At 56.0% G+C, this 14,338-nt stretch carries 17 protein-coding genes; 2 read left to right on the top strand and 15 right to left on the bottom strand.

The window, feature by feature from the left end:
• Positions 1-41 precede the first annotated feature (41 nt).
• Complete coding sequence (locus tag Q8Q08_08440; GenBank protein MDP2654044.1) at positions 42-473, bottom strand: hypothetical protein; 432 nt, start codon at positions 471-473, stop codon at positions 42-44.
• Positions 474-620: 147 nt separating this feature from the next.
• On the opposite strand from Q8Q08_08440, the gene Q8Q08_08435 reads away from it, so the two are divergent.
• Positions 621-1,217: a YceI family protein gene (locus Q8Q08_08435; GenBank protein ID MDP2654043.1), complete on the top strand. Its 597-nt coding sequence runs from the start codon at positions 621-623 to the stop codon at positions 1,215-1,217.
• 81 nt (positions 1,218-1,298) lie between these two features.
• Here the strand turns inward: Q8Q08_08435 and Q8Q08_08430 are convergent, their stop codons facing one another.
• The 7 genes from Q8Q08_08430 to Q8Q08_08400 all read right to left on the bottom strand — a co-directional run bounded on the left by Q8Q08_08430 (position 1,299) and on the right by Q8Q08_08400 (position 5,909).
• On the bottom strand, positions 1,299-1,805 hold the full coding sequence (locus tag Q8Q08_08430; GenBank protein ID MDP2654042.1) for an O-acetyl-ADP-ribose deacetylase: 507 nt from the start codon (positions 1,803-1,805) through the stop codon (positions 1,299-1,301).
• A 97-nt stretch (positions 1,806-1,902) separates the two neighbouring features.
• Complete coding sequence (locus Q8Q08_08425) at positions 1,903-2,106, bottom strand: DUF4032 domain-containing protein (protein ID MDP2654041.1); 204 nt, start codon at positions 2,104-2,106, stop codon at positions 1,903-1,905.
• Between the two features lie 357 nt (positions 2,107-2,463).
• Entirely contained in the window at positions 2,464-3,009 is a 546-nt protein-coding gene (locus tag Q8Q08_08420) for a DUF2059 domain-containing protein (protein ID MDP2654040.1), read from the bottom strand.
• Positions 3,010-3,146: 137 nt separating this feature from the next.
• Entirely contained in the window at positions 3,147-3,545 is a 399-nt protein-coding gene (locus Q8Q08_08415; GenBank protein MDP2654039.1) for an HIT family protein, read from the bottom strand.
• 20 nt (positions 3,546-3,565) lie between these two features.
• On the bottom strand, positions 3,566-4,174 hold the full coding sequence (locus tag Q8Q08_08410; GenBank protein MDP2654038.1) for a CDP-alcohol phosphatidyltransferase family protein: 609 nt from the start codon (positions 4,172-4,174) through the stop codon (positions 3,566-3,568).
• A 4-nt stretch (positions 4,175-4,178) separates the two neighbouring features.
• Positions 4,179-4,874 (bottom strand): protein-L-isoaspartate(D-aspartate) O-methyltransferase, encoded by a 696-nt coding sequence (locus Q8Q08_08405; protein MDP2654037.1) that lies wholly within the window; start codon positions 4,872-4,874, stop codon positions 4,179-4,181.
• A 96-nt stretch (positions 4,875-4,970) separates the two neighbouring features.
• Positions 4,971-5,909, bottom strand: a complete 939-nt coding sequence (locus Q8Q08_08400; GenBank protein MDP2654036.1) for a hypothetical protein — start codon at positions 5,907-5,909, stop codon at positions 4,971-4,973.
• Between the two features lie 241 nt (positions 5,910-6,150).
• On the opposite strand from Q8Q08_08400, the gene Q8Q08_08395 reads away from it, so the two are divergent.
• Positions 6,151-6,486 carry a hypothetical protein gene (locus Q8Q08_08395; protein ID MDP2654035.1) on the top strand — a complete coding sequence of 112 codons (336 nt, stop codon included), beginning with the start codon at positions 6,151-6,153 and terminating at the stop codon, positions 6,484-6,486.
• Positions 6,487-6,917: 431 nt separating this feature from the next.
• Here the strand turns inward: Q8Q08_08395 and ftsA are convergent, their stop codons facing one another.
• Genes ftsA through ftsW form a run of 7 tightly spaced genes read right to left on the bottom strand, consistent with a single transcriptional unit; the run spans position 6,918 to position 14,336 of the window.
• Complete coding sequence (gene ftsA, locus Q8Q08_08390; protein ID MDP2654034.1) at positions 6,918-8,156, bottom strand: cell division protein FtsA; 1,239 nt, start codon at positions 8,154-8,156, stop codon at positions 6,918-6,920.
• A gap of 20 nt (positions 8,157-8,176) precedes the next feature.
• Positions 8,177-8,932: a cell division protein FtsQ/DivIB gene (locus Q8Q08_08385; protein ID MDP2654033.1), complete on the bottom strand. Its 756-nt coding sequence runs from the start codon at positions 8,930-8,932 to the stop codon at positions 8,177-8,179.
• Between the two features lie 40 nt (positions 8,933-8,972).
• A complete protein-coding gene (locus Q8Q08_08380) occupies positions 8,973-9,932 on the bottom strand; it encodes a D-alanine--D-alanine ligase (protein ID MDP2654032.1) in 960 nt (319 codons plus the stop codon).
• Positions 9,929-11,329 (bottom strand): UDP-N-acetylmuramate--L-alanine ligase, encoded by a 1,401-nt coding sequence (gene murC / locus Q8Q08_08375; GenBank protein MDP2654031.1) that lies wholly within the window; start codon positions 11,327-11,329, stop codon positions 9,929-9,931. The genes Q8Q08_08380 and murC overlap by 4 nt, the downstream gene beginning before the upstream one ends.
• Positions 11,330-11,334: 5 nt before the next feature.
• Positions 11,335-12,120: a peptidase MA family metallohydrolase gene (locus tag Q8Q08_08370; GenBank protein ID MDP2654030.1), complete on the bottom strand. Its 786-nt coding sequence runs from the start codon at positions 12,118-12,120 to the stop codon at positions 11,335-11,337.
• 5 nt (positions 12,121-12,125) lie between these two features.
• Complete coding sequence (gene murG / locus Q8Q08_08365; GenBank protein MDP2654029.1) at positions 12,126-13,211, bottom strand: undecaprenyldiphospho-muramoylpentapeptide beta-N-acetylglucosaminyltransferase; 1,086 nt, start codon at positions 13,209-13,211, stop codon at positions 12,126-12,128.
• A 30-nt stretch (positions 13,212-13,241) separates the two neighbouring features.
• Entirely contained in the window at positions 13,242-14,336 is a 1,095-nt protein-coding gene (ftsW, locus tag Q8Q08_08360; GenBank protein ID MDP2654028.1) for a putative lipid II flippase FtsW, read from the bottom strand.
• Positions 14,337-14,338 lie beyond the last annotated feature (2 nt).

The following is a 14,338-nucleotide window of genomic DNA, read 5'->3' as shown; positions in this document are numbered from 1 at the left end:
CAACTCCTTTCAAAAGACGAAAAGAATACCCCTGGGTTCAGCTAATGTTTAAGGACTTTCCGGGATTGTAACTGCGCCTCCAGCGCACTCAGGGCGGCCTTGATCAGACCTTCAAAAGCCGGGAAATTCTTCTGCGGGGCGTCCCGTTTCTCGTGCAGGATCCTGGCATTGGCCTGCGTTTTATTGTCCAGATCAGAGGAATACCAAGCCTCAAAATTGCTGAAATCCTCCAAAAGGCGGTTGTGCTCCTCCATGGCCCGGAAACACCGAAGGATGTTCTCATCTGAGCCGATAAACCCCAGCGGACTGACCCGGGACCAGGCCTCAAGCCGGAAAGGACGAAGCCGGCCGAGCTGGTCCATCACATAAAAAGATTCCAGGTTCTTCCGGAGTTCAGAGTGGAATTCCAGAAGGGTCCTGCGCAGCTCACGGGCTTCACGCCATTTTTGGAAAGGCCGAAACATTGTGTCCATTCTAACAAATCCCTGCCAGGAGATAAAGAGGGATTGAAAAAGATATCGGCCTCCCCACTATAAAAGGTATTGACAAAGCGGCTGATTTGTCTTAAAAAGACTTTGCTGTTGCGCAAACAACCTTATCCCCACTAAAGGAGGAGGTACATGCGAGTTTCTGAAATTTTTGGAGTCCTGCTGTTGAGCGCCACGATCTTCTGCTCCCAGGCCACAGCACGGGCGGCAGACACCTACACCGTTGACAAGGACCATTCGTCCATCGGCTTTTCGGTATCGCACCTGATGATCAGCACCGTTCGCGGGGAATTTACAGACTACCAGGGGACCATCGTCTTTGACCCGGCTGATCCCGCCACCATCCAGATCGACGCCGTACTCCAGGCCGCGAGCGTGAACACCCGACAGGAAAAAAGGGACGAACACCTCAAGACCGCTGATTTCTTTGACGTGGCCAACAACCCCACGATCACCTTCAAAAGCAAGGATGTGAAAAAGGACGGCGACCAATACCTCATCACCGGGGACCTGACCATCCGCGAGGTGACCAAGGAAATCCAGCTTTCAGCCGCGATCCAGGGCCCGGTCAAGACGCCCTTCGGGGCCGAGGCCATAGGGATCTCCGCTCAAACCAAGATCAACCGCCAGGATTTCGGAGTGTCCTGGAATAAAACCATGGATGAGGGCGGGTATGTCGTCGGCGACGAAGTCCTCCTTGACGTGAGGATCGAAGCCCAGAAAATGTAACGGCTCCCCGAATCCTTTTGGCAATCCATACGGCCATCCGGAAAAAACCGGATGGCCGTCTTTTTGAAAACCCGCCGACTCTCATGCCGTTATCAGCGACCGGTAGATCTTCAAATCACCCTCTGAAAAACAGGCAAAAATCACTTTTTCGATGCCGGGATGGACCTGCAAATGTTCCCGGACGGTCTTGACAGCAATTACCGCCGCCCTTTCTTTGGGGAACCGGTAGACCCCGGTGCTGATGGCCGGGAAGGCAACGGACCGCAGTCCGTGCAGACCGGCGATTTCAAGACACCTGCGATAGCAGGCCGACAACAGTTCGTCTTCCCGCCTCTTTCCCCCTGACCACACAGGACCAACGGCATGGATCACATGCCGTGCCGGCAGCCGGTAACCGCGGGTGATTTTGGCATCGCCGGTTTCGCATCCTCCCAGACCCCGGCACTCCTCAAGCAACTGAGGACCGGCCGCTCTGTGGATGGCTCCGTCAACCCCGCCGCCCCCCAAAAGCGTGGTATTGGCCGCATTGACGATCGCATCCACCGGCAATGCCGTGATGTCTCCGAGCACGGTCTCCAAAACAGCCATATTTTTTCTCTCCCCAAAACGAAGAGGAGTCCTTCCCTAAGGAAGAACTCCTCTCTTAAACACCTGCCACAGGATGCCTTGGGCCAAACCAGCCGGATTACTTCTTCGCTTTGGCCTTGGAATTTTTCTTGGCATCGCCGTTCTTTAACCAATCTTTGGAGAAGCGCTTGATCCAGTCTTCAGCGGCTTTGTCAAAACCGATGTCATAGCCGAGTTTCTCGCTCTCGAACCATTTGTGACGGTTGATCTCGTTGACCACCCGTTGATCCTTTAAAAGTTGTTTGGCGTTTGAAGTAAACATTGTGAGCCTCCCTTTCAAAACTTTGATCATTTTTTAAATGCGGGTCCCTGGGACTTCAGTGTCTCCATATTGTAAACTTCGCCACCGATGGCAAAGTCGAAGGGCTGTTGGATAAAAGCATTCTAATTCCGTGCCCGACAATTTGTCAAGAAATACTTTTGATGCACCCCAGACAGATGGCCCCGTCGCCGGCAACGCGCTCGTCTTTAACCATTGGGACTGAAAGGTTTGCAATGGCCCTAAATCAGGGGTCCCTGCCGGCACCAAAGAAAAACCCCGGTTCGCCGATGGGAAGGAACTGCTGGAGTTCTTCCTAACGGCAAACCGGGGTAAAATGCCGCTCTCTGGTCGTGGCCCTTAAGGATTAGCAGGAACGGGAGCGTCTACAGTCGCCGGTGTTTCTGCCGATACGCCGGATTCCCCTTCAACGTCCTTGAAATACCCCTTTTCTATCAATTTCTGGCGGATCTTCATCCCCAGATCATAACCCCACTTCTCGCCTGCCATGTAAGAGTCCTCCGCGATTTTAGGAAGGACCTCGATGAACTTCTTGCCGACCGGGGATTCATAAAAACCGATCAGCCCTTTGACCTCCTCGTGCGAGAGATACTTGTCGTAAATCGGGACGTTGAGCTCAATCAGGGCGTTGGCGTCGGCTTCTTTCAGAAATTCATCCCAAAATTCGGCAGGGACATCCGGCGCATTGGCCTTGAAGGATTCAATCATCTGGGTCATGATCTGCCTGCCCAAATCCCCCCCACCGGTCAGGTTCATCAGTTTACGGATGTCCTGAAGTTTGGCCTCATCCGCAACAGGTTTGAGCTCCTGGGCCTGGGCCGGGGCCGCACCCCACATGGACACAAGAACGAGCAGTCCGAACACCCCAAATCTTGACTTTAACATCCTGTTCTCCTTTCCATTGATACATCGCATATCCATCCCACGCTCCGGGAGCATGGGGTCGAATCAAAAAGACGCCCAATGATTACCCTATAATAATGGAAAACCTGCGGTTTAGCCACTATTTTCCCGCAGAAATTTCAACCTCCCTTTTCCCCCTGCCGGATTCTGGCCGCGGTCTTGGCCAATTCCTCCGGAGAGGCCGGCCTGGCCTTGGAAAAGCTCAGGTCATGGACGTCAAAGATCGGCACCAGATGGATGTGCGTGTGCGGGACTTCCAGCCCGGCCACCATCACCCCGATCCGTTTGCAGTCCACAGCCCTGCGGATCATGCCCGCCGTCTTTTTCGCAAAAGCCATCAGGCCGTTGAGCGTCTCGTCATCCAAATCAAAGATGTAGTCCACTTCCTTCTTGGGGATGACCAACGTATGGCCCGGGTTGATGGGTTTGATGTCCAAAAACGCAAGATAATTTTTATCCTCCAAGACCTTATGACACGGGATCTCCCCCTTGATGATTTTTGTAAAAATTGTCGCCATAGGAACCTCCCTTCCCAAGCTTATCGAGCCGGCCTTGAAATTTCGGCGATATAGACCATCCGCTGGATCGCGGTCAAATTCGATAAAATGGCAATAAGGACCAGGACAGCCATGAGGGCATACTCGTGGATGATCGAACCGAAGCCCAAAAGGACGATCCGTTCCGGCCTCTGCATCCAGCCCACCTTGCACTCAAAGCCAAGCCCCTCGGCCCTGGCCCGGACATAACTGACCATGAACGACCCGCACAACGCGGCGCCCACGACCAAAACGGACAACAGGACATCGTAATCCTGCTGGATGAAGTAAACGAGCACGCCGATCAGGACAAAAAATTCCGCGTACCGGTCCAGAGAGGAATCGAACAAGGCCCCGAATTTGCTGGACCGGCCGGACGCACGCGCCACGGCCCCGTCAACGATATCGAACGTGCCGGAAAACAAGACCAGGATTCCGCCCCACACGAGAGAGCCGGCCGCAAAAGCCACGGCGCTGGCCGCGCTGACCGCCAGAGACAGGGATGTGAAGACATTGGGATGGATCCGCAGAGAGGTGAACCAGCGGACCCCCGGAGCCAGCACCGAGAGATACCATTTTTTCAGCCATCCGGGAATCAGATCTTTCCCCATTCCGCTACTCCCCCTCGACCATAGGGACGAAGCGGACAGGGATCAGTTTCTCTTCCCTGCCGCCCCGCTCTGTTTTTGTGATCAAATAAAGCTCCTGAGTGACGGTCCCCACAGGGATCACCATCCGGCCGCCGACCTTCAGCTGATTAACAAGCTCTTCGGGGATTTCCGACGGCGCGGCCGTCACGATGATGGCGTCATACGGGGCGTGTTCTTTCCAGCCCTGAAAACCGTCTCCCGATTTCACATGAATGTTCCTGTACCCCATCTGCTGGAAACGCCGGGAAGACTGCTCGGCCAATTCCTTGACGATCTCAATGGTATAAACCTCGGCAACGATCTCGGCCAGAACGGCGGCCTGATATCCGGAGCCGGTACCGATCTCCAGGACCTTGTCCTGCTTCGTTAATTTCAAGACCTCCGTCATGTAGGCCACGATGAACGGCTGGGAAATCGTCTGGCCGTGGCCGATGGACAAGGGATAATCCTCATACGCGAAATCCCTCGCTGCCGGCGCAACAAACACATGCCGCTTGACCTTGCGCATGGCTTCCAGGACCGCGGGATCGGAAACGCCCCTGGCCCGGATCTGGGACTCGACCATGGCGTCCCGGCGGGACGCGTAAGGGTCGTCCTCGACAGCCCGGACAACAGACGACAAACCGAACATCAGGAAGGATGTAAAAACCAGTGTTTTCATGGCTTTGCGCGCCCCTCCTGGCGGGAATCCGGGGCGGAAGAGGCATCGGGCAGAGACCGGACAGAAGGGCATCGCCGCATTCTTTCAGCAAGAAATTTAAAATTTCTGAACATTCAACAAATTGCCCTGAACATCGTATTCTTCCGTCTTCAGGAGAAGGCTGTCCTTGTAGTATTTTTTGTACATCACGCTTCCGGTATCATAATATTCATTGAGCTGGACCATCTGGCCGTTCTGCAGGAACTTTTCCCTCATGGTGGCGCCTTTGGGATAATATTCCGTGAGAGAAACGGTTTTCCCGCCCTCAAACCGCGTCAGGCGCATCATCCTCTTGTCCTCATAAAATTCCTTGGTAGAAACCAATTCTCCATTGGCGTATGCATGCACATATAGAACGGTCCCTCCGGAATCGAACTCCGTGGTGATCCCGTCCAAGACGTCGTCCTTGTAATTCTTTTCAAACTTCAACTGACCGTTGGCCACAAATTCCTTGGTGATGCCGTTCATCTTGTTATTAACAAACGTCTTCTCGGCGGTCAACTGGCCGTTGAGGTATTCGCGAACCAGGCCGTTGAGTTGATCGCCCCGGTATGTCCTCTCCGCCTCGATGACACCCGTGGGTGAATACTCCTTGAGAGGTCCGTCCAACTGATCATCCTGAAAATAACGCTCCATGTGCAGGGTGCCGGAGGAATAGAATTCCTTGGCAATTCCGTTGCGCTTGCCGTCCACAAAGTTGACCACGGACTTGTTCCTGCCCCCGACGTAATAATCGTACCGCGTCTCGGCGACCCGCCCCCCCTGGATCACGCCCTCCACCAGGAGGTTGTCGTTTTCATCATATTCGCGGAATTTCCCCTCTTTGACGCCGTTCTGGTAGGTGTATTCGCTCTTGATCTTGCCGCTTTCGTAAAAGGTCTGCCGGATGCCGTCTCTGGGGGGTTGCGCTCGGAGAGCAAAGAAAACGGCCGCACCCACGGCCAAAAGGGCGAAGACGAAAACAATAGGAAGGGCGGTTTTTTGTTTTTTCTTCATAGCGACACTGCTGCCGGACACTATACGCATCACGAATTTTTATTGTATAGCCAAATTTCGCCTCTCTCAAGTAAAAAAACGTTTCTATGGGTCTCCCCGGTGGACCGCGCGAAGCAGCCCGATTCTCCGGGGCTTCCCGCTGCGGACAGAAAAGACAGGAAAAAAGGGTTGCGGAAGAAAATAAAATTGACTATGATGAGAATAAACAAAGCTGGAAAAAGATAAAAAAGGAAATGGCAGCATGTCTTTTGAAGATTTCATGGCAAAAATCCGCTACTGGGACAACCTCTTCGCCCGGTGGATGATGCGACATTTTTACATGCTGTTTTTTGAGTTTGTCCTGGTCGTGATCTTTTTCTGGTTCATTTTTACCACGTTCCGGGCAATCGACATCGCCTCGACCGTGTCCAGGGACAATGTGATTGAACAGCTGATGCTCACGCAAACCACCAGCACCCTGATCATCGTCCTTCTGATCCTGCTCAATTCCTTCTGGATGCTTTACATCTTCAACCATATCAACCGGGTGAGGGCGATCCTCAAGGAAATCAGCTTCTATCTGACCCGCCGGAAGTAAGGCCTGTCCTGTAACTGCACCAAAACCCCCAAAAACATAAAAACCCCAGCTGCTGCAACCGCCGAAAATCGTTTCACGATTTCGGCGAAGCAAATCGCTGGGCCAAATCACCCTGAGCCAGGCCGAATGGGTTCGCGCTTATCATTTACGCCGCCCTGCAGGACTCCGTAAAGCTCATTGCCCCTGCCGCTTTGCTTTGCAAAGCGAACCGCAGGAATGCGTTCCGCAAACTCATTAGCCCCGCTTGGGAATCAGCGGGGTTAGTTCGCTCCTCAAATTTACGTCGCCCTGCTTCTTGCCCCGCCATGACGCAAGGGGCAGCAGGACTCCGTAAACTCATTACCCCCGCATCCCGCCTTCGGCGGGAACCTGCGGGGCTAATTCGCACACACGATTTACGTTCGCCTACGGCTCCGTAAATCGTGTGCTCATTAGAAATATTCCTGATAAAGTTGTTTGACGCGGTGGGCGAATTGGGCTGTCCACAGGCCGTTCTTTTCCCGGCTTGCGACAGCGGCGTGGGCTTTCTGGAAACCGGCCAGGGAAAGGCCGATCGTGGCCGCGAACTTAGCGGCATGGTGCACTTTGTCCTGAAGGAGGCCTACCTTGGCCATTTTGACAGGAAGATTCGTGGTCTCTCCGACCCTTTCGATCAAACCCGGGAGCAGGGCCCCGCCGCCGGCCAGGATCACGCCGGCATTCAACTGGTCATGGAGCGCGGATTTTTTGACCGATCCGGCCAGAGACGACAGAAACTCCGCGATCACGGGCTCGATGGAAGCGGAAATCAATTCTTTCTTCACCGGAATATAGCCGTCCTCGCGCTTGACAAGGATCTCCTCTTCATTCTGCGCGGCGGCGCGCGTGGCCACCGCGTACGACTGTTTGATATCTTCGGCCAAGTCATACGTCAAATTCAGCGACTCGGCAATGCTGCGGGTGACAAACCCTCCCCCCGCCGGCAGGTGCTCGATCCAGCGAAGCTGGCCGTCTTTAAAAATCATGACGCTCGTCCGGCGGCAGCCGATATCAATAAAAAGGCACCCCTGGCGTTTCTGCTCCGGCGTCAGGCAAACATCAGAGGCCGCGGTCCCGGAATACAGGATTGAACCCACCTCCAGCCCGGCCTGGTTGACCGCCTTGGTCAAATTTTTAATCAGGGTGTTGTGGGCCAGAATCAGCAGGGACTGGACTTCCAGCTTTCTGCCGTAAAGACCGGCGGGATTGACCGCCGTATGGGCGTCATCCAGACGGTAATGCTGGGGAAAATCGTGCACGATCACTTCTTCCATGTTCACGCCCAGCAGCCGCGCCTGGGTCTGGACCTTACGGATGTCCTGGTCGGTCACGACCTTGGTGTCCCGGTCGCACAACGGAATGACCGCCTGGCTGAACCGGTCCGTGATCAATTCGGCGCCAACCCCCACCGTCACCTCTTTCAGCTTGATCCCGGTATTTTTGGAAAGGCCGGCCACGGCGGCATTGATCGATTCGGAAAATTCCCCCAGATCGATGATGGAGGCCTTGCCGAACCCGCTGGTTTTTGATTCAAAGACGCCGACCACCTCCGGCTGGTGGGATTCATTGGTCCTCAGGATGCTGGTCTTGATGGTCTGGGACCCCAGGTCCAACCCGGCAAAATATTTTTCACTGATCAGATTGCGCAGCATAGCGGCCCTTTCCTTTGATATCAGTTTTTTCCCAACACCGGCTGTTGAAAACGCAAATCCACGTATTTGTAATCTTTGAGGTTGACGTCGCCCTGGGTGGTCAGAATACCCAGTTTCCGGATTTTCGGATAAATGTCCTCATCATCGATGATCACCTTCAACCCGTCTGACGTGTGAAACTCGATATTGGACAGGTTTGCGACGTCGATGGAAACAACGGACATCGCGGACAGGTCCGAATTGGTCTGCACGGCCTTGAGGACGGACAACGCCGCGCCGATGGTCTTTTCATTCACGGGCTTGCCGACGGCCACCGGCTGGCTGATCCTGGCCCCGGTGATGGCGGGCAGGCGGAGGCTTGGAATCGGGGACAACGACACCACGGTCCCGTTTCTGTCCAAAATTACCTCCCGGTTATGGAACCGCACGCCGGCAAACGGCTCGCGGCGCTGGGCGGTGACATGGATCTTGTCCGGAAGCCTGCGCAGGATCCGCAGATTGTGAATTTCGGGGTATTGCAACTGGACCTTACGCTGAACGGCCCGCAGATCAACGTCAAAAATATTTTTCCCTATCAGGCCCTCCAGGTAGCGCGACTTGACCGGTTGAAGCGACGGGTCCAGGATCACGGCGCGGATGGTGAAAATCCGCGACGTCTTTAAGAAATCCGTTGCGGCGAAGGCCACGGCCGCGGCCAGCCCGGCCACAAGCCCGAGGACAAGGACCGCTTTGAACACGCCCTTCAGGACATCATTTTTCTTGCTCTTCTTGGCCAATGGACAGCTCCTCTTTTCTCAACTCATTCACGGCATCTTGTCATATTTTGGTCGGCGTCTTGGCGCGCTTGCGGCACGCCAGCTCCACCAGTTTCACGCACAAATCCGGGAACGCATACCCGGCCGCGGCCGCGGCCTTCGGCAGGAGGCTCGTCGGCGTGAATCCGGGGATGGTGTTGATCTCCAGCAAAAACGGATTGTTCTCCTCATCCAGCATGAAATCCACACGCGAAAAATCGGCACAGCCCAGGACGCCGTGCGCTTTCACCGCCATCTGCTGGATGCGGGCCGCCACGTCTTCGGGCAAGGGCGCCGGCACAAGATACTCGGTCATCCCTTTCTGGTACTTGGCTTCAAAATCGAAAAACACGGCCTTGGGACGGATTTCCACAAGAGGCAAGGCCCGGCCGTCCAGAATTCCGGCGGTCCCTTCGCGGCCACGGATGAACCGCTCGACAAGGACGTCCGGGCCATATGCAAAAGCTTTCTCCAGCGCGGGAGACAACTGATCCATGGCCCTCACGATCGTCACCCCAAAGCTGGACCCTTCCCTCGACGGCTTGACCACAACCGGAAACGCCGGCAATGGATCAATAATATTTTGAACAGCGTCGGCCCCCTTCCGGATCACCCAAAAATCCGGCACCGGAAGTCCCGCCGCCTTCCAAAGAGTCTGGGTGGTAACCTTATCCAAAGCTTTACGGCTCGCCTCCGGGCCTGACCCCGTATACGGGATGTCCAGCTTCTCGAGGATCGCCTGGACCGTCCCATCCTCCCCGAACCGCCCGTGCAAAGCGATGAACGCGACTTCGATTCCCGAATCGCGGACCAACCGTACGATGTCCGCCCCATGTTCGGACGTCACCACAAGCGGACTCACTCGGCATCCAGTCGACGCCAGCGCCTCCGCAACCCCGTGCCCGGACTTGAGGGAAATGTCGCGCTCCGACGAGCACCCCCCCATCAAAACGCCGACATGGCCCGGTTTCGCCGCGTTCATATTTTCTTACCGACGCTCAGCAAGGTTTTCCTGGCCTTTTCCGTCAGGTCCCGGACAAGCTCTTCACCGATGCGATAAATATCCCCCGCGCCCAGCGTCAGCACCAGGTCCCCCGGCCTGACCGCATCCCGCAGGTGAGCGAAGATATCTTCTTTCTTCAGATACACCACGGGCTTGTCCGTTTTCTCCCGAAGCCGGCCGCAAATCGTCTCGGCGCTGATGCCCTCGATCGGCGGCTCGCTGGCGGCATAAATGTCCGTGATGATCACATAATCGCTCAACTGCAGGCTTTCCACGAACCCGTCCATCAAAAATTTCGTGCGGGTGTACCGGTGCGGCTGGAAGACCGTCACGACGCGTTTCTTCCCCAAAAGCCGGGCGGCCTGCAGGGTGGCCTTGATTTCCGTCGGATGATGGCCGTAATCGTCCATGACGCAAATGTCCGTGATGTCGCCGACTATCTGCATGCGCCGCTTCACGCCGCGGTACGCCTTGAGACTTTTCTGGATGACAGGCACCTCGACGTTCAGGGCCAGACCCAGGGCGATCGCCGCCATGGAATTGAGGATATTGTGGCGGCCCGGGACTGAAAGCTCAAAGGTCCCCAGGGGGTTCCGGTCAGCCAAACAATCAAAGCGCGACTGATAACCGTCCAAAACGATACGGTCCGCAAAAATATCGTTGTCTTTGGAAAAACCGTACGTCAGGTGCCTTTGGCCGACGGACTCCAGAATCCGGCGGAGGTTGGGATCGTCCCCGCAGGCGATGACCGTTCCGCCCTCGGCCGTGCGCTGGACAAACTGGGCGTAGGCCGCCAGGATATTCTCCCAGGTATGGTAGTAATCCACGTGTTCAAAATCGATGTTGGTGATGATGGAATAAAACGGCTGGAAATACAGGAATGACCCGTCGCTCTCGTCCACCTCGGCCACGAAATACTGGCCGCGGCCCAGATTGGCGTTATAGGACGTCCCGTTGATGATCCCGCCGACGGCGGTGGTGGGGTTGATCCCGGCGCTCATCAGAAGACAGCTGATCATGGATGTCGTTGAGGTTTTGCCGTGGGCGCCCGCCACCGTGATGCCGACATGATTGCTCATCAGCTCCGCGAGCAGTTCCGCGCGCCGCAGCACCGGGATCTCTTTGTCCCGCGCCGCCTTCATCTCGGGGTTATCTTCCCCCACGGCCGAGGAATAAACCACGAAATCCGGCTGCCCCACGTTCTCGTAGGCATGCCCGAGAAACACCGCGGCCCCCCGGTGCCTGAGCTCTAGAAACAACTGGCTCTCCTTCAAGTCCGACCCGCTGACCCGATGGCCCTTGGCCAGAACAAGGGAGGCCAAAGCCCCCATCCCGATCCCGCCGATGCCGATGAAATGATAATGTTTGTGCGCCATAATGTTTATTTTCTCTTCAAGTAATCAACCCAGGCCTTGTTCAGGTCGTCGACATTTTGAAAACGGCTGTAAGCGGAGACAAAGGCCGCCTCAAACGTCCGCCCTTCCTTCAGGGCCCGGCAGAAATTCACGAAACGGTGGATCCCGAACTCGGTGATCAGATAATACACGACGCTGGCCGACTCGGTATAGAACAGATCGACCGTGGCCCTGTCCGTGTCCTGCGTCAGGGATATCTGGGTCAGGGCCTTCAAGGGGATGAATTCCCCCTTCTCGATGGCCTTAAGGACCATCTGATGGGCTCCCCAGCGCTTGGCCTTCTCCTGGTGCATGGCCACGCCCTCTTCGAGCCACAGCGGGATCATCGCCCGATAACCGATGAATTCCCGAAAAATGATATGCCCGAGTTCATGCGGAAGGGTCGAATCAAAAAAGCCGTGCGCCGATGGAAACGTCCGGATCACTTTCTCCCGCGCGCTGGCCATGCCCGAAGACCAGCCCGCCTGCCGCGAGGACTCCACATAATCATCCTGATCGTCGTATATAAAAATCTTGGCCCGGCCTTCAAAGGCCCAGCCCTGATAACGGGTGAATCCGAGATTTCGGGTGATGGCGCTGTAATATCCCTCAGCGGCCTCTTCGACTTCTTTCACGAAATCCATCGGCACATTTTTATAATAAATAAGGAAATGCGTGCACCGGTACTCCTGCCATTTCGGATTCTGGCAGTCGCCCCGGACGGACGCCAGGCCCGCCAGCAACATCGTCACAAAAACAATTTTCCGGAACATCCCGGCTACGTTCCCTTTCGCTTGCCCCGGCCAGCCGCCAGGGACAAGACTTCCCCGGCCAGCCGTTCCGCGGCATCCGGCGGCATGACGGCCGCGGCAAGCCTGTTTCCCCGGTGGGTCATCCGATCCAGGATCAAGGTCTCCAACAATTTCGCCGAGAGGTCCTTTTCTTCCACCATGTCGGCCCGTCCGGATTCCGCCAAGACAAGCGCGTTCGCCCTCTGATGGCCGCCGGCATACGGATAGGGGATCAGCACCGCCGGGACACCAAAAGCGGCGATCTCCGAAACGGTCACGGCCCCGGCGCGGGAAATCACCATGTCCGCGGCGGCATACGCCGCTTCCATTTCGTCCAGGAATTCAAACAACCGGACATCCGCTCCTATCCGGCGGTATTCCCGGCCCATTTCCCCGAAATCCGCCTGGCCGCAAAGATGAATAATCTGTAAACCGGCGGGTGTTCCCATCCCTTCCACCGCCGAAAGGAACTCCCGGTTGATCCTCCGGCTACCCTGGCTCCCTCCTAAAATCAGGACCGTGAATTTTTCCGGATCGAGGCCAAAATGTTCCCGCGCGGACCGGCCGGTCCAACGGGGGTCGGGGCGATGGGACGGGCACCCGGTGACAACAGCGTCCTTCCGGCGGCAATAGGATTTCGTCCGCTCGAAACTCAACGTCACTCTGTCCGCGAATTGAAAAAGGACACGGTTGGCGCGTCCGGGAATCACGTTCTGCTCATGGATCATCGCGGGCCGGCGCTGAACAATGGCGCTTGCCACAACGGGAAACGAACCGTATCCGCCAAAGCCCACCACGGCGTCAGGGCGGATCTCCCTCAGCATAGTCCCTGCCCTTGCCATTGATTGTATCATAGCCGCGGAAAATTCCAGAACGGACTTTAGCGAATTTGTCTTCAATCCTTTGGCCGGCAGGTCCCTGAACGAATACCCGTGCCGCCGGATCTTTTCTTCCATCCCCCCAAAGGCCCCGGCAAAGAAAACTTCATGGCCCCGCACCCGCAGGACATCGGCGACATACAGGGCCGGGAACAGGTGCCCCCCGCTTCCGCCGGTTGCCATCACGATTTTCATGCCGCACCTTCCTCGAAAATATTCGCGGCCTCAGCCGGACTGGTCCTGGATGCGGGAAATATTAAGCAGGAGCCCCACACAGACCATGTTAAACACCAGCGCCGATCCGCCGTAACTGATGAACGGCAGAGGAAGCCCTTTGGTCGGCAGAGCGCCGATGCTCACCCCCACGTTGACCATGGCCTGCAGACCGATGATCCCGACGATCCCCGTGCTCAAGTAATACCCGAACGGGTCCATGGTCCGCTTCGCGATCCTCGCCCCCTGCCAGATAAAAGCGACGAACAGCAGGATCACGGCAAACGCGCCGACAAATCCCAACTCTTCACCGATGATCGAAAGGATAAAATCCGTGTGCGCCGCCGGAAGATAATACAGTTTTTGCATGCTGTGCCCCGGCCCGACACCGAACAGGCCGCCGGACCCGAATGCGATCTGGGACTGGGTCAGCTGAAAACCCACCCCCTGGCTGTCTTCCCAGGGATTGAGGAAGGCCACGATCCTCTTCATGCGGTAAGGCACGCGCGCCACCAGAAGAAACAGGACCGGCAGGGCCAACAGGCCCAAGGACAGGATGTGCGCCGGACGCGCCCCGGCGACGAACATCATGATGAAAACGATCAGGGCGATCAGGACAGAACTTCCCAAGTCAGGCTGCTTGAGGATCAGCAGGCACGTGATTCCGACCACCATGACGATCGGCAAAAATCCCCGGAAAAAATCCGTAATTTTCGTCTGCTTGCGGGCGAGAAAATCCGCCACATAAATGAGCATGGCCAGTTTGACGAACTCCGACGGCTGAAAGAAAAAAGGCCCCAGCTTGAACCAGCGCCTCGCCCCGTAACTTGCCTTGCCGATGTGCGGGATCAGGACAAGGACCAGGAGGACGATCCCGATCACAAGGAGCGGCTTGGCATACTTCCGGAGGTCCCGGTAATCAATGGTCATGGCCGTCAGCATCATCGCAGAACCGATGACCAGGAACATCAAATGGCGACGGAGGAAATACATGCTGTCATTCAGTTCCTGAAGCGCGTAAATGCAGCTTGCGCTGTAGATCATCACGATCCCGACAAAGATCAGCAGGATCACGATCATGGTGATGGATAGACGGATTTCTCTCATAA

The sequence above is a fragment of the Candidatus Omnitrophota bacterium genome, from assembly GCA_030688425.1.
Classification (GTDB): domain Bacteria; phylum Omnitrophota; class Gorgyraeia; order Zapsychrales; family JANLHA01; genus JAUYIB01.
The sequence above is the reverse complement of the archived record's forward strand: the minus strand, read 5'-3'. Positions and strand labels throughout refer to the sequence as shown.